The organism is Pseudomonas sp. BNK-15 (assembly GCF_047456105.1).
GTDB classification, from domain to species: Bacteria; Pseudomonadota; Gammaproteobacteria; order Pseudomonadales; family Pseudomonadaceae; genus Aquipseudomonas; species Aquipseudomonas putida_E.
The window spans coordinates 343,348-363,276 of sequence record NZ_CP179898.1 but is presented as its reverse complement, the minus strand read 5'-3'; the positions used below and the strand labels follow the sequence as shown (position 1 = coordinate 363,276).

The 19,929-nt window shown below is 61.7% G+C and carries 22 protein-coding genes; 16 read left to right on the top strand and 6 right to left on the bottom strand.

The window, feature by feature from the left end; all coding sequences use genetic code 11:
* The gene (locus ACMGF5_RS01525) at window positions 1-1,233 is read right to left on the bottom strand and encodes a 3-methyl-2-oxobutanoate dehydrogenase (2-methylpropanoyl-transferring) subunit alpha (protein WP_012315572.1); all 1,233 of its coding nucleotides are present in this window, start codon (window positions 1,231-1,233) and stop codon (window positions 1-3) included.
* A 197-nt stretch (window positions 1,234-1,430) separates the two neighbouring features.
* On the opposite strand from ACMGF5_RS01525, the gene bkdR reads away from it, so the two are divergent.
* From bkdR to ACMGF5_RS01510, 3 genes are all read left to right on the top strand, one after another.
* Complete coding sequence (bkdR, locus tag ACMGF5_RS01520) at window positions 1,431-1,916, top strand: Bkd operon transcriptional regulator BkdR (protein ID WP_012315571.1); 486 nt, start codon at window positions 1,431-1,433, stop codon at window positions 1,914-1,916.
* A 199-nt stretch (window positions 1,917-2,115) separates the two neighbouring features.
* Window positions 2,116-3,357: a glutamine synthetase family protein gene (locus ACMGF5_RS01515; protein WP_168216552.1), complete on the top strand. Its 1,242-nt coding sequence runs from the start codon at window positions 2,116-2,118 to the stop codon at window positions 3,355-3,357.
* A gap of 130 nt (window positions 3,358-3,487) precedes the next feature.
* Complete coding sequence (locus ACMGF5_RS01510; RefSeq protein WP_115274167.1) at window positions 3,488-4,819, top strand: MFS transporter; 1,332 nt, start codon at window positions 3,488-3,490, stop codon at window positions 4,817-4,819.
* Between the two features lie 214 nt (window positions 4,820-5,033).
* Here ACMGF5_RS01510 and ACMGF5_RS01505 read toward each other — a convergent pair whose 3' ends face one another.
* The 4 genes from ACMGF5_RS01505 to flgA all read right to left on the bottom strand — a co-directional run bounded on the left by ACMGF5_RS01505 (window position 5,034) and on the right by flgA (window position 7,589).
* Window positions 5,034-5,777 (bottom strand): flagellar brake protein, encoded by a 744-nt coding sequence (locus ACMGF5_RS01505; RefSeq protein ID WP_161871683.1) that lies wholly within the window; start codon window positions 5,775-5,777, stop codon window positions 5,034-5,036.
* A gap of 80 nt (window positions 5,778-5,857) precedes the next feature.
* Entirely contained in the window at window positions 5,858-6,325 is a 468-nt protein-coding gene (locus tag ACMGF5_RS01500; protein WP_125925159.1) for a flagella synthesis protein FlgN, read from the bottom strand.
* 49 nt (window positions 6,326-6,374) lie between these two features.
* On the bottom strand, window positions 6,375-6,686 hold the full coding sequence (flgM, locus tag ACMGF5_RS01495) for a flagellar biosynthesis anti-sigma factor FlgM (protein WP_414157524.1): 312 nt from the start codon (window positions 6,684-6,686) through the stop codon (window positions 6,375-6,377).
* 150 nt (window positions 6,687-6,836) lie between these two features.
* Window positions 6,837-7,589 carry a flagellar basal body P-ring formation chaperone FlgA gene (flgA, locus tag ACMGF5_RS01490; RefSeq protein ID WP_046785379.1) on the bottom strand — a complete coding sequence of 251 codons (753 nt, stop codon included), beginning with the start codon at window positions 7,587-7,589 and terminating at the stop codon, window positions 6,837-6,839.
* A 78-nt stretch (window positions 7,590-7,667) separates the two neighbouring features.
* Between flgA and ACMGF5_RS01485 the strand changes: the two genes are divergently transcribed.
* Together ACMGF5_RS01485 and cheR are read left to right on the top strand one after the other, a co-directional pair.
* Complete coding sequence (locus ACMGF5_RS01485; protein WP_039601392.1) at window positions 7,668-8,597, top strand: chemotaxis protein CheV; 930 nt, start codon at window positions 7,668-7,670, stop codon at window positions 8,595-8,597.
* A 51-nt stretch (window positions 8,598-8,648) separates the two neighbouring features.
* Window positions 8,649-9,476 (top strand): protein-glutamate O-methyltransferase CheR, encoded by an 828-nt coding sequence (gene cheR / locus ACMGF5_RS01480; protein WP_012315563.1) that lies wholly within the window; start codon window positions 8,649-8,651, stop codon window positions 9,474-9,476.
* Here cheR and ACMGF5_RS01475 read toward each other — a convergent pair.
* Window positions 9,457-9,699: a hypothetical protein gene (locus ACMGF5_RS01475; RefSeq protein ID WP_147405220.1), complete on the bottom strand. Its 243-nt coding sequence runs from the start codon at window positions 9,697-9,699 to the stop codon at window positions 9,457-9,459. The two genes, cheR and ACMGF5_RS01475, sit on opposite strands and share 20 nt — an antisense overlap.
* 102 nt (window positions 9,700-9,801) lie before the next feature.
* Here ACMGF5_RS01475 and flgB point away from each other — a divergent pair, with 102 nt between their 5' ends.
* The 11 genes from flgB (at window position 9,802) to flgK (ending at window position 19,926) form a co-directional block, all read left to right on the top strand.
* The gene (gene flgB, locus ACMGF5_RS01470) at window positions 9,802-10,212 is read left to right on the top strand and encodes a flagellar basal body rod protein FlgB (RefSeq protein WP_012315562.1); all 411 of its coding nucleotides are present in this window, start codon (window positions 9,802-9,804) and stop codon (window positions 10,210-10,212) included.
* Between the two features lie 2 nt (window positions 10,213-10,214).
* Complete coding sequence (gene flgC / locus ACMGF5_RS01465; RefSeq protein WP_012315561.1) at window positions 10,215-10,658, top strand: flagellar basal body rod protein FlgC; 444 nt, start codon at window positions 10,215-10,217, stop codon at window positions 10,656-10,658.
* A 15-nt stretch (window positions 10,659-10,673) separates the two neighbouring features.
* Window positions 10,674-11,381 carry a flagellar hook assembly protein FlgD gene (gene flgD, locus ACMGF5_RS01460; protein WP_204918586.1) on the top strand — a complete coding sequence of 236 codons (708 nt, stop codon included), beginning with the start codon at window positions 10,674-10,676 and terminating at the stop codon, window positions 11,379-11,381.
* Between the two features lie 30 nt (window positions 11,382-11,411).
* Entirely contained in the window at window positions 11,412-12,767 is a 1,356-nt protein-coding gene (flgE, locus tag ACMGF5_RS01455) for a flagellar hook protein FlgE (RefSeq protein ID WP_115274172.1), read from the top strand.
* Between the two features lie 73 nt (window positions 12,768-12,840).
* Window positions 12,841-13,026 carry a hypothetical protein gene (locus ACMGF5_RS01450; protein ID WP_012315558.1) on the top strand — a complete coding sequence of 62 codons (186 nt, stop codon included), beginning with the start codon at window positions 12,841-12,843 and terminating at the stop codon, window positions 13,024-13,026.
* A 235-nt stretch (window positions 13,027-13,261) separates the two neighbouring features.
* Window positions 13,262-14,002: a flagellar basal-body rod protein FlgF gene (gene flgF, locus ACMGF5_RS01445; RefSeq protein WP_119687563.1), complete on the top strand. Its 741-nt coding sequence runs from the start codon at window positions 13,262-13,264 to the stop codon at window positions 14,000-14,002.
* Window positions 14,003-14,049: 47 nt separating this feature from the next.
* On the top strand, window positions 14,050-14,835 hold the full coding sequence (gene flgG / locus ACMGF5_RS01440; RefSeq protein ID WP_012315556.1) for a flagellar basal-body rod protein FlgG: 786 nt from the start codon (window positions 14,050-14,052) through the stop codon (window positions 14,833-14,835).
* A gap of 34 nt (window positions 14,836-14,869) precedes the next feature.
* A complete protein-coding gene (gene flgH / locus ACMGF5_RS01435) occupies window positions 14,870-15,565 on the top strand; it encodes a flagellar basal body L-ring protein FlgH (protein ID WP_115274174.1) in 696 nt (231 codons plus the stop codon).
* A 12-nt stretch (window positions 15,566-15,577) separates the two neighbouring features.
* Window positions 15,578-16,687 carry a flagellar basal body P-ring protein FlgI gene (locus tag ACMGF5_RS01430; RefSeq protein WP_046785428.1) on the top strand — a complete coding sequence of 370 codons (1,110 nt, stop codon included), beginning with the start codon at window positions 15,578-15,580 and terminating at the stop codon, window positions 16,685-16,687.
* An 11-nt stretch (window positions 16,688-16,698) separates the two neighbouring features.
* Entirely contained in the window at window positions 16,699-17,865 is a 1,167-nt protein-coding gene (gene flgJ, locus ACMGF5_RS01425; RefSeq protein WP_237860208.1) for a flagellar assembly peptidoglycan hydrolase FlgJ, read from the top strand.
* A 12-nt stretch (window positions 17,866-17,877) separates the two neighbouring features.
* The gene (gene flgK, locus ACMGF5_RS01420) at window positions 17,878-19,926 is read left to right on the top strand and encodes a flagellar hook-associated protein FlgK (RefSeq protein WP_119687561.1); all 2,049 of its coding nucleotides are present in this window, start codon (window positions 17,878-17,880) and stop codon (window positions 19,924-19,926) included.
* Window positions 19,927-19,929 lie beyond the last annotated feature (3 nt).

Sequence of the window (19,929 nt, the reverse complement as noted above, 5' to 3'; positions counted from 1 at the left end):
TCAAACCCCCAGTTCCTGGCGCTGACGGCGCAGGTGATCGGGCATTTCCTTGTACACGTCCTCGAACATCGAGGCTGCACTCGGGATGTGGCCGTTGGCCAGGGTGCCGTATTGTTCGGCTTCCTTTTGCGCGGCGATGACGGCCGCTTCGAACTCGGCGGTGACGGCCTGGTGTTCTTCCTCGGACCAGTGGCCGATCTTGATCAGGTGCTGCTTCAGGCGGGCGATCGGGTCGCCCAGCGGGAAGTGGCTCCAGTCGTCGGCAGGGCGGTATTTGGATGGGTCGTCGGAGGTTGAGTGCGGGCCGGCGCGGTAGGTGACCCACTCGATCAGGCACGGGCCCAGGCCACGGCGGGCGCGTTCGGCGGCCCAGCGCGAGGCGGCATATACAGCGACGAAATCGTTGCCGTCCACACGCAGGGAGGCGATACCGCAACCCACGCCACGGCCGGCGAAGGTGGTCGATTCGCCGCCGGCGATGGCCTGGAAGGTGGAGATCGCCCACTGGTTGTTGACCACGTTGAGGATCACCGGGGCGCGGTATACGTGGGCGAAGGTCAGCGCGGTGTGGAAGTCCGACTCGGCCGTGGCGCCGTCGCCGATCCAGGCCGAGGCGATCTTGGTATCGCCCTTGATCGCCGAGGCCATGGCCCAGCCGACCGCCTGTACGAACTGCGTCGCCAGGTTGCCGCTGATGGTGAAGAAGCCGGCTTCGCGCACCGAATACATGATCGGCAACTGGCGGCCTTTGAGCGGGTCGCGTTCGTTGGACAACAGTTGGCAGATCATTTCCACCAGCGACACGTCGCGGGCCATCAGGATGCTCTGCTGGCGGTAGGTGGGGAAGCACATGTCGGTGCGGTTCAGCGCCAGCGCCTGGGCGCTGCCGATGGCTTCTTCGCCCAGGCTCTGCATGTAGAAGGACATCTTCTTCTGGCGCTGGGCGACCACCATGCGGCTGTCGAAGATCCGCGTCTTGAGCATGGCACGCATGCCTTGGCGCAGTAGCTGCGGATCGATGTCTTCGGCCCATGGGCCAAGCGCATCGCCGTGCTCGTCGAGCACGCGGACCAGGCTGTTGGACAGGTCGGCGGTGTCGGCAGCATCGACATCGATGGGCGGTTTACGGACTTGACCCGCGTCGTTCAGGCGCAGGTAGGAAAAATCGGTCTGGCAGCCTGGCCGGCCGGTAGGCTCGGGCACATGCAAACGCAGGGGGGCGTACTCGTTCATGCTTTTTACGCTCGCTCGGATGTTGTTTTTGTGAGCTCTGAAGCGGCCGCCGCTGATCACCGGCTTGTGACTGGCAGGTCAGCGTCAATTACATAGTAGTGACACGCCGGGAGAATTTTTCTCTCAAGTTGATTGCCTTTAGCGAGCGGCGCAGATAAACATTCCGCATAAACACAAAAAACCGGTGATTTTGTCTCATGCGCAAACTCGATCGTACCGATATCGGCATTCTCAACAGCCTTCAGGACAACGCCCGCATCACCAACGCAGAACTTGCGCGGTCGGTGAACCTGTCGCCCACGCCCTGTTTCAACCGGGTCAAGGCCATGGAAGAGCTTGGCGTGATCCGCCAGCAGGTGACCTTGCTGTCGCCAGAGGTGCTGGGGCTGGATGTCAACGTGTTCATCCATGTCAGCCTGGAGAAGCAGGTAGAGCAGGCGCTGCACCGCTTCGAGGAAGAAATCGCCGAGCGGCCGGAGGTGATGGAGTGCTACCTGATGACCGGCGACCCCGACTATTTGTTACGGGTGCTGTTGCCGAGCATCCAGGCGCTGGAGCGGTTTCTCGATTACCTGACACGACTGCCGGGGGTGGCGAACATACGGTCGAGCTTTGCCTTGAAGCAGGTGCGGTATAAAACGGCGCTGCCATTGCCGTCCAATGGCATGACCCTGCGCGAGTGAGGGGGCAAGAACTGCATCGTTGCGGATGCAGGTGCTTGATATTTTAAACACCCCCAGCCTATGTTGTTGCCAGCCCATAACAACAAGGACAAGCGTCATGACCACCGCAGCCCCGCGCTCGCTCGCCGAGCACCTCCAGGGCATCGACCAGATCGAATGTGTCACTCCCGACCTTAACGGTGTCCCTCGTGGCAAGGTCATGACTGCCGAAGGCTTCCTCGAAGGCAGGCGCCTGCAAATGGCACGTGGCGTCTTGTTGCAATGCATCATGGGGGGCTACCCGCCAGCGAAATACTACGGCAGCGACGATGGCGATCTGGCCCTGGTGGCGGAGCCTGCGCAGATCCACCGCTTGCCCTGGAGCGAGGAGGGCCTGGCGCTGGCGATCTGCGATGCCAATGAGCTCGATGGCCGGCCGTCAGGGCTGTCCACCCGCGGGCTGCTCAAAGCGGTGATCGCCCGCTACGCCGCTTTGGGCCTGGCGCCGGTCGTTGCAACCGAGCTGGAGTTCTTCGTCTTTGCGCCCAACAGTGACCCTGTACAGCCATTTTTGCCGCCGTTGGGCAAGGATGGCCGCCGCGAGCTCGGCCACTCGGCATTCAGTGTCAGTTCCAACAACGGCCTGCGGCCGTTCTTTCAGGAGGTTTATCAGTGCATGGCGGCGCTGGGCCTGCCGCGCGACACCTTCATGCATGAAATGGGCGTCAGCCAGTTCGAAATCAACCTGCTGCACGGTGACCCCTTGTTGCTGGCCGACCAGACCTTCCTGTTCAAGCACCTGCTCAAGGAAGTCGCGCTCAAGCATGGCCTGACAGTGGTGTGCATGGCCAAGCCCCTGGCGCATACGCCGGGCAGCTCGATGCATATTCATCAGAGCCTGGTGGAGATCGCCACGGGGCGAAACGTGTTCAGCGATGACCAGGGGCGGCCGAGCCAGACCTTCCATCATTTCATAGGTGGCCTGCAGGCGTGCATGGCCGATTTCACCGCGCTGTTCGCGCCCAATGTCAACTCGTACCAGCGGCTGTGCCATCCCTATGCGTCGCCGAACAATGCCTGTTGGTCGGAGGACAACCGCGCTGCGGGGCTGCGTATTCCGGCCAGCGCCCCCGTAGCGCGGCGGGTGGAGAACCGCCTGCCGGGTGCAGATGCAAACCCCTACCTGGCCATTGCCGCCAGCCTGGCAGCCGGCCTGCACGGCATCGAGCAGCGCCTGGAGCCTGCACCGGCCATCCAGGGTGAGTTCGAGGTGCCTGAGCACCTGAGCCTGCCATGCACCCTGCACGCGGCGCTGGAGCGCCTCAAGCGCAGCGCCTTGGCCCGGGAACTGTTCGGGGCTGAGTTCATCGAAGGTTACGCTGCCACCAAGACGCTCGAGTTGACTGATTTCTACAACGAGATCACGCCGTGGGAGCGGCGAGTGTTGGCGGCACAAGCCTGAGCGCGACACGAACGCTACTGCGCGCGCCCCTGTTCTGCTATTTCGCAGGCAGGGGACTGCGCCGCGGCTGATTTGCTTTTATGCTTGCCAGCAAGCCAACGCCACCTGACCAGGGAGCCCGACGGGACGTATGCGAAACATCTGGAAGCCGTTTCAGTCGTTGTATTTCGCTGCCTTGATGATGCTTATCGGCTCGGGTCTGCTCAGTACTTACCTGGCACTGCGCCTGGCGGCCGATCATGTCGACAGCCTATGGGTCGGTGCCTTGATGGCGGCCAACTATTTCGGCCTGGCTGTTGGTGGCAAGGTTGGCCACCGACTGATCGGCCGGGTAGGGCACATCCGGGCCTATACCACCTGCGCCGGAATCGTCTGCGCGGCAGTGCTGGGCCATGGCATGACCAACTGGCTACCGGCCTGGGTCGGGCTGCGGATGCTCGTTGGCCTGGGCATGATGTGCCAGTACATGGTCATCGAAAGCTGGCTCAACGAGCAGGCCGACGCCAAGCACCGCGGCGCGGTGTTCGGCGGCTACATGATTGCCTCCTACCTGGGGCTGGTGCTCGGTCAGCTGATTCTGGTGGTGCACCCCGAGCTTGGCCCTGAGCTGTTGATGCTGGTCGCGATGTGCTTCGCCCTGTGCCTGGTGCCGGTGGCGATGACCCGGCGCATTCACCCGGCGCCGCTGCGCCCGGCACCGATGGAGCCTAAATTCTTCATCAAGCGCGTGCCGCAGTCGCTGAGCACCGTGCTCGGTTCGGGTTTGATCGTCGGCTCCTTCTACGGCCTGGCGCCGCTGTATGCGTCCAGCCAGGGGCTTTCTACCGAACAGATCGGCTTGTTCATGGGTAGCTGCATCTTTGCCGGGCTGCTGGTGCAGTGGCCGTTGGGCTGGTTGTCCGACCGTTATGACCGGGCCGTGCTGATCCGCAGCGTGGCTGTGGGCCTGGCGCTGGCGGCGGCGCCGCTGGCGATCTTGCCCGATGTGCCGTTGGAGTTGCTGTTCGGCATCGGCTTTCTGATTTCGCTGCTGCAGTTCTGCCTTTATCCCCTGGCTGTCGCTTTTTCCAATGACCACGTGGAAAGCGAGCGGCGTGTCTCGCTGACCGCCATGCTGCTGGTCACCTACGGCGTGGGGGCGTGCATCGGGCCGCTGGCGGCGGGGGTGCTGATGAAGGTGCTGGGCGCGCAGATGCTGTATGCCTTCTTCGTGTTCTTCGCGCTGGTGCTGGTGTGGCGGATTCGCCCGAAGGCGGTCACCGGGCTGCACCAGGTACAGGATGCGCCGCTGGGGCACGTGGCCATGCCGGCGGCGGGTTCGCCATTATCAGCGGCGCTCGACCCGCGGGTGGATGAACAGACCGTGCAGGAAGTGATGCAGGCGCCGGTGGCGGCTGAAGATACCGAGGCGGAAGAGAAGGCCGAACCGGCTGATCCGGGCGAGGTTAGCAAGCCGGTTTGAGGCGGGGCCGGGGTAGGCACAAAAAAATTAGCTTTATTAGGGCTGCTGCGCAGCCCATCGCCGGCAAGCCGGCTCCTACAGGTACAGCGCAGACTTCAAGAGCTGCGCAGACCCTGTGGGAGCCGGCTTGCCGGCGATGGGCCGCAAAGCGGCGCTAAATCGCTTGAAAGACTGGCACTAGTCTTGAGGTGGCGTTTGCGCGTTCGGCAGGCGATCAATAATCGTCTTTATCGAACCGCCGCGCTTCGCGCTGCAACTGGTATACGAAGCTCTCTATCTTGCGCTGCGCCTGGCCATTGAGGTTATGGAAACGCACGCCGGCAAAAGTGGTGTTGATCCGCTCTTCGTGATGCAGGTGGCGCAGCTCGACCATGGTGTCCACCAGCCCCAGCGGGCTGCTGGCCTTGAAGCGCTCGTAAACCTGGCCCAGTTGCAGGCGCTCCTCGACATTGCCTTCAAAGCGCAGTTTGCAGCCCGTGGCGGAGATGTCCAGCAGCTTGCCGCGCAAGGCGCCATTGCCCTTGAGGTGGGTGCCGTCGAGAATCACATCGACCAGCTGCGACAGCTTCAGTGCGGCGCGGAATGCATTGCGGCGCTGGTGGTAGGTCATCTCGTCCGGCAGGGCGCCGCGGTATGAGCGGTGGCCATCGACCTCGGTGATCCTCAGTTCGTGGTTGCACTCCCACGCAATGCGTACGCCGTCGTGGAAACCTTCGACGCGGAACGGCTCGCCGTTCTCGATGAATTTTTCGCCATCGCGCGGGATCATCTCGTCCAGCGCCAAGGTATTGCTGTCACGGTCCACATGAACCACGTAGCTCTGAAAGCGCTGGCTGCGCTCATGGAAGGTGATGATCAAAGGATCATGGCTCTCCATCAACTGGCGCAGGTTGGCCGCAATCTCCAAAGGAGTGTTCAGCACCTTTGGCGGCTGCGGAGCATCGGTCTCATTGAACACGGGTTATCAATCTCCAGGCAAAAACGACACACGCAAGTAACGGCATTTTGCCAGTATGTTCCGTGCCTTGATAGAACTAATCACACTTGGCTGAGCGCCCGGGGCTTGGCCAATGGCGAGGTGGCGCCACGGCTGTCGTAGAGCGACGGAGAGTCGCCGCCCATGAGGATTCTGATCTGGTTGGCTGTGACGTGCTGTTGTACCTGAACGATCCTGCCATTGGTCTCGTTGACCTTCTGACAGGTTTCCATCAATTCGGTCAGCACGTTGAGTTGTTGCATGATGACTTCACCGTTCGGCGACTGCGCAGCGACGGCCTGCACCCCGGCGCGGTCGGCGCTGAGGCCGAGGCTGGTGAGCAGGTGATTGCGTCGCAGGCCTTGCTGCTCGAGCAGAACGATCAGCGACTGCTTGCGGGCCAGAATGCCCTCCAGCGGCGCCATATCGCGCCCGTGCAGGGCGACTGCCTCCTGCTCAAGCAGGTCGAGCAGCTCCTGGGTAGGGGCGATGTCGTCTTCGATCAGTTGCAGCAATGTGATGTCGTGCATGGCTAACTCTTGGCTTTTTAAGCGTCCGTGAAGTCAGCGCGCCGAACGGTCAGCGCTGGGCTTCGAAATCGAGCAGTTTGCTGGCGACCCGGCCGGCATCGACCTGGTAGCTGCCATCTGCGATCGCCTGTTTCAACTGTGCCACGCGGGCATTGTCGACAACGGGCTGGTCGCGCAGCTTGTCGCTGACCTTTTGCAACTGCTGGGCCTCTTGGCTGAGGTGTACCGCTTCTCCGCTGGCGCTTGCGCTTTTCGGCGCGGTGGTTTCGCCGGACTTGTCGGCGTTGCCGGGCGCGGCATTGCCGCGAACGCTGCCCGTGATGGACGGAGAGTTATTCAAACGACTGAAGTCGATGACCATGATCAGAAACCCCTGGGTATTTGGACGCTTGCCATGTTTTCGGCCATCCCGAAAGAAACTTTAGGCACAAATGCTTAGCCGCCTGTCGGCAAGCCCGCGAACCCGTTCTGACACAGTTTAGGAAAAGCGGTTGCACACCGCCAGCCCAATCTACATGGCGACCTCCACTTGGCCGGGGGCTGTGACCCGGGCCTTCACTACCCGCTGCGAATTCAGGTTGCGCACCCGGATCTGTTCGCCCTGGCCGCCCTTGCTGAGGGCCTCGCCGGGCATACGTACGGCGAGGCTGCCGCTGCGGGCGATGATCACCACATGATCGCCCTTGCGTATCACTTCGGCCTGCTCCAGGTGCTGCGGGGTCAGCACCTGGTCGATCACCGTCGGGCGCAGCATCTTCATGCCGACCGCCTGGTCGAGGTCGGTGAGAAAGCCTTGGGTGAGGGTGCCAACGTCACGTTCGCGCAGGGCCACGTCACCTTCGCCAACGATATTCTGGCGCTTCAGCGGGCGGGTAACCACCACCACATCGCGGAACAGCCGCACTGTTGCCGGTACGAAGACGGTCCACGGCGCGGCGCCGTTGCAGGCTACACGTATCGTTACACGCCCCAGTGGCTGCGCCGGGCTTTCCAGCGAGGCGTCCAGTTGCTGGCTGCACAGGGGCATGCGCAGGCGCGGGTCGAGCGAGTTGACCTGTATTTCGTAGCGGCCTGCTGTCTGGGTCGTGGCCAGGTAATCCTCTACGGTGAATTCAAGAAACCCTTGGGTGACACCGATAAGCTGTTCAGGCAAGGTAACCGCGTCCGCCAGCGTGCGAGCGCCGGGTGCCAGCAGGCACAGCGCAGCCAGCGAGCCGCTCAGCAGGTGCGTCAGTCGTCGGAAAATTGTCGTTTTCGTGTACATGACGCTCAAAAAAGCAAAGCCCGTGCCGACTCGCTGTAGGAGTGGCTACGAAATGGCAGAAAGAAAAAGGAGTCAGGCATGGCGGGGGTTATGGATTCAGTCAACCAGCGCACACAGCTGGTTGGGCAGAATCGCCTGGAGTTGCTGCTGTTCCGCCTCAATGGCGCGCAGCTTTACGGCATCAACGTGTTCAAGGTCCGCGAGGTGCTGCAATGCCCTGAGCTGACCGTGCTGCCCAAGTCCCACCCGGTGGTGCGTGGTGTGGCCAACATTCGTGGGGCGACCATTCCGATTCTCGACCTGTCGATGGCCACCGGTTTGCCCGGGCTGAAGGAAGAGACTCGCAACAGCTTCGTGATCATCACCGAGTACAACACCAAGACCCAGGGTTTTCTGGTGCACTCGGTGGAGCGCATCGTCAACATGAACTGGGAAGAGATCCACCCGCCACCCAAGGGCACCGGCCGCGATCACTACCTGACTGCGGTCACCCGGGTGGACAACCGCATGGTTGAAATCATCGACGTGGAAAAGGTGCTGGCCGAGGTGGCGCCGTCGTCCGAGTCGGTGTCAGCCGGTGTGGTCGATGCCGAGACGCAGGACAAGGCCGTACTGCTGCGTGTGCTGACCGTCGATGATTCGTCGGTGGCGCGCAAGCAGGTCAGCCGCTGCCTGCAGACGGTCGGTGTCGAGGTGGTGGCGCTCAATGATGGGCGCCAGGCCCTGGACTACCTGCGCAAGCTGGTGGACGAGGGCAAGCGGCCGGAAGAAGAGTTCCTGATGATGATTTCGGACATCGAGATGCCAGAGATGGACGGCTATACGCTGACGGCCGAGATCCGCAGTGACCCGCGCATGCAAAAACTGCATATCTGCCTGCATACTTCGTTGTCCGGGGTGTTCAACCAGGCGATGGTCAAGAAGGTCGGTGCCGATGACTTCCTGGCCAAGTTCAAGCCGGACGACCTGGCCCAGCGCGTGGTCGACCGGATCAAGGCAACGCATTGAAGTAGCCGGGAGGCGACTCCCGGTACCTGTGATTGAAAAGAGGCCGCAGTAGTGTCTACGGGTAATTTGGATTTCGAACAGTTCCGGGTATTCCTGGAGAAAGCCTGTGGCATCCTGCTGGGTGAGAACAAGCAGTACCTGGTCTCCAGCCGTCTGAACAAGCTGATGGAGCAGCAGGGCATCAAGAGCCTGGGTGAGCTGGTGCAGCGCATCCAGGCCCAGCCACGTGGCGGCTTGCGCGAGCAGGTGGTGGATGCGATGACCACCAACGAAACCTTGTGGTTTCGCGATACCTACCCATTCGAAGTGCTGAAGAACAAGGTCATTCCCGAGTTCATCAAGAACAACCCCGGCCAGCGCCTGCGCATGTGGTCGGCGGCCTGCTCGTCGGGCCAGGAGCCGTACTCCATTTCGATGGCCATCGATGAGTTCGAGCGCAGCAACCTGGGCCAGTTGAAGATGGGTGCGCAGATCGTTGCCACCGACCTGTCCGGTTCGATGCTGAACAACTGCAAGACCGGCGAGTACGACAGCCTGGCGATCGCCCGTGGCCTGTCCCAGGAGCGCTTGCAGCGCTACTTCGACACCAAGGGGCCAGGGCGCTGGGCGGTGAAACCGGCCATTCGCAGCCGGGTCGAGTTCCGCTCGTTCAACCTGCTCGACAGCTATGCCGCGCTGGGCAAGTTCGACATCGTGTTTTGCCGGAATGTGTTGATCTATTTCTCGGCACAGGTGAAGAAAGACATCTTGCTGCGTATTCACAGCACCCTGAAGCCGGGTGGGTATCTTTTCCTGGGGGCGTCCGAGGCGCTCAATGGTTTGCCGGACCATTACCAGATGGTGCAGTGCAGCCCGGGAATCATTTACCAGGCCAAGTGATGGGCTGCGGGCTGTTTTGGGAAGCCTGACATCGAGCGCCGCCAGCGCGGCGTTCGATCTCAAGAAACCCGCACTCTAAAAGCAGGCCTTTTGCACCCCGTCGCCACTCACGCCGCTTGACGTCAATTTTTTGTTTTGCCGCTTTTGCCGCCCGGCAATTGCCGCTTTCCCTTCTCCAGGCGGAAGCCTTTTGCCGCTTTTCTGGCATCGCGCCATCAGCCATCCCTGCTCCAGCCCAATGTTTCCGGCCTTTCAAAACATTGGCACAGCCCTTGCTATAGCTTGGCCAACGATATTCCGGTCAACCTTCGAAGGTTTCCCCGACATGAGCATCAGTTTCGACAAGGCGCTTGGCATCCATGAAAAGGCCCTGGGCTTCCGCGCCCAGCGCGCCGAAGTGCTGGCCAACAACATCGCCAACGCTGACACGCCCAATTACAAGGCGCGTGACATGGACTTCTCTTCGGTGCTCGCCGCCGAAAGCCAGAAGCAGCAGAGCGGTGGCCGCTTTGCCATGGACCGTACCAACAGCCGCCACATCGAGGCCGAAGGCCTGGCAATGGCCGACGACACGCTGCAGTACCGCACGCCGACGCAGCCGTCGATCGACCAGAACACCGTGGACGCCCAGATCGAGCAATCGAACTACACGGAAAACGCCATTGGCTTCCAGGCCAGCTTCACCTTGCTCAACAGTAAATTCAAAGGGCTGGTATCGGCCCTGCGAGGAGAATGACCATGTCCCTGTCCAGTGTCTTCAACATTGCCGGTAGCGGCATGAGTGCGCAGAACACCCGCCTCAACACCGTTGCTTCCAACATCGCCAACGCCGAGACCGTTTCGTCGAGCATCGACCAGACCTACCGCGCGCGGCACCCGGTGTTTGCCACCACCTTCCAGAATGCGCAAGCCGGCGGCAGCCAGTCGCTGTTCGAAGATCAGGGCGAGGCAGGGCAGGGTGTGCAGGTCAAGGGCATCATCGAAGACCAGAGCAACCTCGAAGCACGCTACGAACCCAACCATCCGGCGGCGAACAAGGACGGATACGTCTACTACCCGAACGTCAATGTGGTCGAGGAGATGGCTGACATGATCTCCGCCAGCCGCGCGTTCCAGACCAACGCCGAGCTGATGAACACCGCCAAGAACATGATGCAGAAAGTACTGACCCTGGGTCAGTGATAAGGAATCCAGACCATGGCAGTCGATAGCAGTAGCGGTGTGAACCTAAATGATGTCCTGACAGCGTCGGGCGTCGGTGGTACCGCCAAGAAAGCCACCGATACCGCGTCCAAGACCGGTACCGACGCGCTTGGCAAGGACGCGTTCCTGCAGTTGCTGGTTACCCAGATGCAGCACCAGAACCCGCTGGACCCGCAGGAGAACGGCGAGTTCGTGGCCCAGTTGGCGCAGTTTAGCAGCCTGGAAGGCATCACCTCCCTGAACGAATCGGTCAGCAGCATCACCAATGCCATGGCTTCGTCCCAGGCCCTGCAGGCCTCGTCGCTGGTCGGCCGTTCGGTGGTGGTGCAGAACGACAAGGCGGTGGTCGATACCACCCAGAGCTTCAATGCGCAGTTCGTCGTGCCGCAGGCAATCAGTGAAGCGAAGATCACCATCAAGGACAAGGACGGCAACACCGTCAAGACCATCGAGTTGGGTGAGCAGGCAGCCGGTTATGCCGATTTCATCTGGGACGGCACCAACAACAGTGGCGAGAAGGTCGACCCGGGTACCTACACCTTCACCGCCAGCACCACCGTGGATGGCCAGTCGGTGCAGATGAGCACGCTGCTGCCAGCGAAGGTGACCAGTGTCAGCTTCAATGCCACCGGCGAAATGGTGCTCAACCTTGCGGGCGTCGGCAAGGTCTCCCTCTCTGACGTACAAACCATCGGTATCTAAGGCCCGCTAGCGCGGCACAGGAGCGAATTCATGTCTTTCAATATCGGCCTTAGCGGTCTGTACGCAGCCAACAAGCAGCTGGACGTTACCGGCAACAACATCGCCAACGTCAATACCACCGGCTTCAAATCCTCGCGTGCCGAGTTCGCCGACGTCTATGCTGGCGCCAATCGCCTGGGTGTGGGCAAGAACCAGGTCGGCAACGGCGTGCGTCTGGCGGCGATCTCGCAGCAGTTCTCCCAGGGTGACGTCAATAACACGGGTAACGTGCTGGACATGGGTATCCAGGGGCAGGGCTTTTTCGTCCTCTCCGACAACGGCTCGCGTGTCTACACCCGTGCCGGTGCTTTCCAGGCCGACAAGAACAACTTCGTGGTCACCTCGGACGGCCTGCGCCTGCAAGGCTACGCTGCCGATGCGACCGGCAAGATCCAGAAGGGCGTGCTGACCGACCTGCAGATCGATACGTCGGCGCTGCAGCCCAAGGCCACCTCGCTGATCGACCAAGGCATCAACCTGAATTCGTCGGCCACCGACATTCCGTTGGAAATCGATGATGGTACGGGCGCCATGGTGCCGAACCTGCCGTTCGATCCTACCGACGAGACGACCTATTCCAAGTCGTTCCCGACCAAGGTGTACGACAGCCAGGGTAACGAGCACACCATGGAGCAGTTCTACCGCAAAACCGGTACGAACGAATGGACCATGTACACGTTGGTCGACGGTCGTAACCCGTTCGATCCTGCTTCCACCACGCCGCTGACCGGCACCATCAGTTTCAGCAGCGATGGTTCTGTCAGCAGCATGACTGCCGATAACACAGGGCACCCGGCGGGTGCATCGTTCACCGTGACCAACAACACCTTCACCATGACTGGTTGGGTGCCGGCGGTGGAAGATGCGGCGGGCAACTGGGCGTCCAATGGCGCTGCCGGCAACGCCGACGGCATGAAACTGTCGATGAACAGCACCACGTCCTACAACACCGAGACCGCGCGCATGTCGCAGTCCCAGGATGGCTACGCCACCGGTATCCTGTCGAGCCTGAGCATCGACTCCACCGGCGTGCTGTTTGCCAGCTTCAGCAACCAGCAGTCGCGCGCCATTGGCCAGGTGGCACTGGCCAGTTTCGCCAACGAGCAGGGGCTGCAGCAGATCGGTGGCACCCGCTGGACCGAAACCTTCTCTTCCGGCATTCCCGGCATCGATGAGCCCAAGACCGGTACGCTGGGTAGCGTCGAGTCCAATGCGCTGGAGGCTTCGAACGTCAACCTGACCCAGGAGCTGGTCGAGCTGATCAAGGCGCAGAGCAATTACCAGGCGAACGCCAAGACCATCTCCACCGAAAGCACCATCATGCAGACCATCATTCAGATGACTTGATGGTCGCGGGTTAATGGTGTGAAGGCGAACCCCTTTGTCGTGAAGGGGTTTGTCGTTTTTGCAGGAGTGTTTCATGAAAAGGTTGCTTGTCGCGTTGCTCGCTGCCTTCTGCCTGTATCAGGCGCAGGCCGGTACTGCGCCCTGGTGGCGCTGGGAAAGCCAGGTGGATGGGCGCCTGGTGTGCTCGCAGTGGTCGCCGGGGGATGGTTGGAAGCGCTTTGCCGGGCCCTACAACAATGGCGGTTGCCGCGATCGGTGATTGCCTGCACCGGCCTCATCGCCGGCTTGCCGGCGATGAGGCCGGTGCAAACACCTGCTTTGCCGCCACCGGCAACCCGGCGCCGGATAACCGGCGTTCTCATGGTCGGCAGCTCCCCTCAAAGCCTGTATTTACGGGCTATTCCACGATTTCAAAAAGTTGGTTCGGAACTTGCTTGAGTGCCTGCACAGCAACGGCGAGCGGCAAGCAATCGCCAGTGCAGCGGAGGATGACTGTGGACAAGATGCTTTACGTGGCCATGACCGGCGCCAGCCAGAACGCGCTGGCGCAGAAGGCCCATGCCAACAACCTGGCGAACATTTCCACCAATGGTTTCCAGCGTGACCTGGAGCAGGCGCGCTCGATGCCGGTGTTTGGTGACAGCTTTCCGTCGCGGGCGTATGCCATGACCGAGCGTCCTGCCACCGACTTCAGTGAAGGGCCCATGGTCGAGACCGGGCGTGACCTGGATGTGGCGGTGGCGGGGCAGGGCTTCATTGCCGTGCAGGCCCCCGATGGCAGCGAAGCCTACGTGCGTACCGGTAGCCTGAACATCGATGCCCTCGGCGTGCTGCGCGCCGGCAATGGCATGCCGGTGATCGGCAACGGCGGCCCGATCGCCATTCCGCCAGAGCAGAAGGTCGAAGTCGGCGCTGACGGCACCATCAGCATCCGCTCCATGGGTGAAGACCCGCGGGTGATGGCTGAAGTCGACCGGATCAAGCTGGTCAACCCGGACACCAAAGGCCTGACCAAGGGCCTGGACGGGCTGATCCACACCGCCAGCGGCCAGCCGGCTGCTGCCGACGTCAACGTCAAGGTCGTATCGGGCTTCCTGGAGGGCAGCAACGTCAATGCCGTCGAAGAGATGACGTCGGTGCTGGCGCTTTCTCGCCAATTCGAACTGCACGTGAAAATGATGAACGCGGCCAAGGAAGGCGACGAAGCCATGGCGCGTGTTTTGCAACTCGGCTAACCACACTTGAACGGGTGCCGTAAAACAGGCGCACGAGGAGAATACTGATGCTTCCGGCTCTTTGGGTCGCTAAAACCGGCCTGTCCGCCCAGGACACCAACCTGACGGTCATTTCCAACAACCTGGCCAACGTGTCGACCACCGGCTTCAAGCGTGACCGCGCCGAGTTCCAGGACCTGCTGTACCAGATCAAACGCCAGCCAGGCGCGCAGTCCACCCAGGACAGCGAACTGCCGTCGGGCCTGCAGGTCGGTACCGGTGTGCGCATCGTCGGCACTCAGAAAAACTTCCAGACCGGCAGCCTGCAGACCACCGAAAACCCGCTGGACATGGCGGTCAACGGCCGTGGTTTCTTCCAGGTGCTGCAGCCGGACGGAACGGTTTCGTATACCCGTGACGGTACCTTCCACCTGAACTCCGACGGCCAGATCGTCACCGCCAATGGTTTTGCGCTGGAGCCTGCGGTGGTCGTGCCGAACGACGCCCAGACCTTCACCGTCGGTCAGGACGGCACCGTGTCGATCACCACTGCGGGCAACCCGGCAGCGCAGGTGATCGGCAACATCCAGACCGCCGACTTCATCAACCCGGCCGGCCTGCAGGCGATCGGCGACAACCTGTTCCTGGAAACTGCTGCCAGTGGTGCCCCACAGGTCGGTACCCCAGGCCTGAACGGCTTCGGCACCACCCTGCAGCAGACCCTGGAAAACTCCAACGTCAGCACCGTGGAAGAGCTGGTGAACATGATCACCACTCAGCGCGCCTACGAGATGAACTCCAAGGTCATCTCCACCGCCGACCAGATGCTGTCGTTTGTCACCCAGCAGTTGTAAGCCCAAGTCCCTGTTACACCGTGAGGTAAGCGTCATGAATCGTCTGTTGTCCCTGTTCGCCCTGGGGGGGGCGGTGTTGCTGGCTGGTTGCGTCGCGCCGACGGCCAAGCCCAACGACCCGTACTACGCGCCGGTTTTGCCGCGCACCCCGTTGCCGGCAGCGGCCAACAACGGTTCGATCTACCAGGCCGGTTTCGAGCAGAACCTGTACAGCGACCGCAAGGCGTTCCGCGTCGGTGACATCATCACCATCACGCTCAACGAACGCACCTCGGCCAGCAAGAATGCCGGTTCGCAGATCCAGAAGGACAGCAGCGCCAACATCGGCCTGACCTCGCTGTTCGGTGCCACGCCGAGCACCAACAACCCGTTCGGCAGCGGCGATCTGTCGCTGGAAGCGGGCTACAGCGGTGAGCGCGCCACCAAGGGCGACAGCAAGGCTACCCAAGGCAATACGCTGACGGGTTCGGTCACTGTCACCGTCGCTGAAGTGCTGCCCAACGGCATCATCGCCGTGCGTGGTGAGAAGTGGATGACCCTGAACACCGGCGAAGAGCTGGTGCGCATCGCCGGCCTGATCCGCGCCGACGACATCGCCACCGACAACACAGTGCCGTCCACCCGTGTGGCCGATGCGCGCATCACCTATTCGGGTACCGGTTCCTTCGCCGACGCCAGCCAGCCTGGTTGGCTGGACCGTTTCTTCCTCAGCCCGCTTTGGCCCTTCTGAGTACGGATGAACATGTTCAACGTCAGGCAACTGATTGCCGCAACCTTGCTTCTGTCCTGTGCGTTCGGCGCCCATGCCGAGCGCCTGAAGGACATCGCCAGTATCTCGGGCGTGCGTTCCAACCAGTTGATCGGTTACGGCCTGGTGGTGGGGCTCAACGGCACGGGTGACCAGACCACCCAGACGCCATTCACCCTGCAGACGTTCAACAACATGCTGTCGCAGTTCGGCATCAAAGTGCCCGCCGGCTCCGGCAACGTGCAGCTGAAAAACGTCGCTGCGGTGTCGGTGCATGCCGACCTGCCGCCATTCGCCAAGCCGGGCCAGGTGGTGGACATTACCGTGTCCTCGATCGGCAACTCCAAGAGCCTGCGCGGCGGCAGCCTGCTGATGACGCCGCTCAAGGGTATCGACGGCAACGTCTATGCGATCGCCCAGGGCAACCTGGTGGTCGGCGGCTTCGATGCCGAAGGCCGCGATGGCTCGAAGATCACCGTCAACGTTCCGTCGGCAGGCCGTATCCCGGGTGGCGCTTCGGTGGAGCGTGCAGTACCGAGTGGTTTCAACCAGGGCAATAGCCTGACGTTGAACCTCAACCGGCCCGACTTCACCACCGCCAAGCGTATCGTCGACAAGGTCAACGAACTGCTGGGCCCAGGCGTGGCCCAGGCCGTGGATGGCGGCTCGGTGCGCGTCAGCGCGCCGATGGACCCGACCCAGCGTGTGGACTACCTGTCGATCCTCGAAAACCTGGAGATCGACCCGGGCCAGGCTGTTGCCAAGGTCATCATCAATTCGCGTACCGGCACCATCGTGATCGGGCAGAACGTCAAAGTCTCGCCGGCGGCGGTGACCCACGGCAGCCTGACCGTGACCATCACCGAAGACCCGATCGTCAGCCAGCCGGGGCCGTTCTCCAATGGCGAGACGGCCGTGGTGCCGCGCTCGCGGGTCAACGCGCAACAGGAAGCCAAGCCGATGTTCAAGTTCGGCCCGGGCACCACGCTGGATGAAATCGTCCGTGCGGTGAACCAGGTGGGCGCAGCGCCCAGCGACCTGATGGCCATCCTCGAAGCCCTGAAACAGGCCGGCGCCTTGCAGGCCGACCTGATCGTGATCTGAGGACGCCACGCATGAACTCGAAAAGCCTGGTTTCCAGCGCGGCCGACAGCGGCGCCTACACCGACCTCAATCGCCTGAGCTCGCTCAAGCACGGTGATCGCGACAGCGACGCCAACGTGCGCAAGGTGGCCCAGGAGTTCGAGTCGCTGTTCATCAGCGAAATGCTCAAGGCCTCGCGCAAGGCCAGTGATGTACTGGCCGATGACAACCCGATGAACAGCGCGACGGTCAAGCAGTACCGCGACATGTACGACCAGCAGCTGGCCGTGAGCATGTCCCGCGAGGGTGGTGGTATCGGCCTGCAGGACGTGCTGGTGCGCCAGCTGTCGAAGAACAAGAGCGCGCCGGTCAACACCAGCCCGTTCCCGCGTATCGAGGGCAGTGCGCCGGCGCTGTGGGGCAACAAGGTAGCCGAGCCGGTACATGCCGCGCAGTCGGCTGCCAGCCGCAACGACGTTGCCGCGCTCAATTCACGGCGCCTGGCGTTGCCGGGCAAGCTGACCGACCGCTTGCTGGCCGGTATCGTGCCCTCGGCGGACAATCCGGCGGCGGCCACCAATACCGCCGCCGTGCCGGCCCGCGATGGGCAGCAGGTGGCCCAGAGCTTTGCCGTGCCCGAACGCGGCCTGCGCATCACCGGCCGTGCCGTGGCGCAGCCTCCTTTGGCGCCGAAGAAAGCGTTCGCCGACAGCGACGCATTCGTCGCCACCATGCTGCCGATGGCCGAACAAGCCGCCAAGCGTATCGGTGTCGACCCGCGTTACCTGGTGGCCCAGGCCGCCCTGGAAACCGGTTGGGGCAAGTCGGTCATGCGCAACAGCGATGGCAGCAGCAGCCACAACCTGTTCGGCATCAAGGCCACGGGCAATTGGGAAGGCGATTCGGCGCGGGCGATCACCAGCGAGTTCCGTGACGGCCAGTTCGTCAAGGAGACGGCAGCGTTCCGCTCGTACGATTCCTACCAGGACAGCTTCCACGACCTGGTGAGCCTGCTGCAGAACAATTCCCGCTATCAAGAAGCGGTGAAGGCGGCCGATAAGCCAGAACAGTTCGTGCAAGAGTTGCAAAAGGCCGGGTACGCCACCGACCCGAATTACGCCAGCAAGATCTCGCAGATCGCAAGACAGATGAAGTCGTACGAGAGCTATGCATCGCTCGGTACCACAACACCACTTTAAGGGTATGGAAACATGGCGAGTTTGATCAACATTGGCATGTCGGGATTGTCGGCCTCCCAGTCGGGTCTGCATACCACAGGCAACAACATCGCCAACGCCGATGTCGCCGGGTACTCCCGTCAGCAGAACATCCAGCGTGCCAAAGGCTCGCTCCAGGAAGGCCAGTTGTTCATGGGCACCGGTACGACGCTGGCGGATGTGCGCCGGGTGTACAACGCCTTCCTGGATGCACAGTTGCAGACCGCCACCTCGCTCAACAGTGACAGCACCGCCTACCTGAATCAGGTCACGCCGCTCAACAACTTGTTGTCTGACAGCAACACCGGTATCACTGGCGCGCTGACCAACTTCTTTTCTGCCTTGCAGAGCGCCGCCAACAAACCGACCGAAGATGCTTCCCGCCAGCTGTTGTTAAGCAATGCCGATGCGTTGGCCAATCGCTTCAACAGCCTGTCTGCCCAGTTCAAGGAGCAGAACACCAACATCAATGGCAACTTGAGCTCGATGACCGCCCGGATCAACGAGCTGACCTCCAGTATCGCGCAGTACAACGAGCAGATTTCCAAGGTTTCGGCAGTCAATGGTCAGCCCAACGACCTGCTCGATCAGCGCAACGAGGCCGTGCGCCAGCTCAATGAGTTGGTGGGCGTGCAAACCGTCGAGCGTGACGGCAATATCGACGTCTACCTGAAGAACGGCCAGTCACTGGTACTGGGCAAGACCACCAACAAGATGAGCGCTGAACCCAGCGCCACCGACCCTACGCAGTTTGCGATCAAGCTCGATCGTGGCAGCACCACCATGGACATCACCAACAGCATCACCGGTGGTGAAATGGGTGGGCTGTTGCGCTACCGCAGTGAAACCCTGGCGCCGGCCATGAACGAGCTGGGTCGTATCGCGCTGGTGGTGTCGCAGCAGATCAACTCGCAGCTCGGCCAAGGTATCGACAAGAACGGTGAATTCGGCGCTGCTCTGTTTGGCGACATCAACAGCGACAAAGCCATGTCTGCGCGCAGCACTGCCAAGATTGGCAATGCTGGCGACGCCGCCCTGAACGTTGTCATCCGCGATACCGGCAAGCTGAGCACCAGTGACTATCAGGTGACGTTCGTTGGCCCGACCGCGGACAAGTTCCAGGTCAAGAAGCTGCCTGACGGCACGGACATGGGCACCTACAGCACCAACGACGACCCGGCACCGGTGATCGACGGTTTCAGCATCGACCTCAAGAGCGGTACTGCTGCAGTGGGGGACAGCTTCAAGATCACCCCGACCCGCAATGCCTCGGCAGAAATCGATGTGGTGCTTACCGACGCCAAGCGGCTGGCCTTGGCCGCACCGCTGACCGCCACATCCGGCAGCGGCAATACCGGTACCGGTGTCATCACCCAGCCGGTCCTGACCTCGGTGCTGGACATCGCCGACCCTGCCCAGCGTCTGGAGCTGCAAACCGGCATAAAGTATTCCACCCCGGTGCGCCTGGTGTTCGGTGACGAAACCACCTCACCGCAAACCTACGAAGCCTTCGATGCCAAGGGCAACAGTATTGGCACCGGCACCTTCATTCCGGGGCAAAGCAATACCCTGAAGCTCGATGTGCCAATGATCGATGCCTCGGGCAACCCGATCAATGACGCCAGCGGCGTCCAGAAGTCATTCAGCTTCGAGATGGATGTAGCCGGCTCGCCCAAGAATGGCGACAGCTTTACCGTATCGTTGACCGGCGCAGGCTCCTCGGACAACCGCAATGCACTGTCCCTGCAGGAGCTGCAGACCAAACAGACGATGGACATTGGTTCGACCAAGGGCATCAGCATTACCGATGCCTACGGCAAACTGGTGGAAAGTGTGGGTGCCCAGGCCAAGCAGGGCCAGATGGACACCCAGGCAACCGGCGTCATCCTTACCCAGGCTGCCGGTGCCCGTGATTCGTTGTCCGGCGTGCAGCTGGATGAAGAAGCCAGCAACCTGATCAAGTACCAGCAGTACTACACGGCCTCGTCGCAGATCATCAAGACGGCGCAGGACATCTTCAACACCCTGATCGCTGCGCTTTAAGGA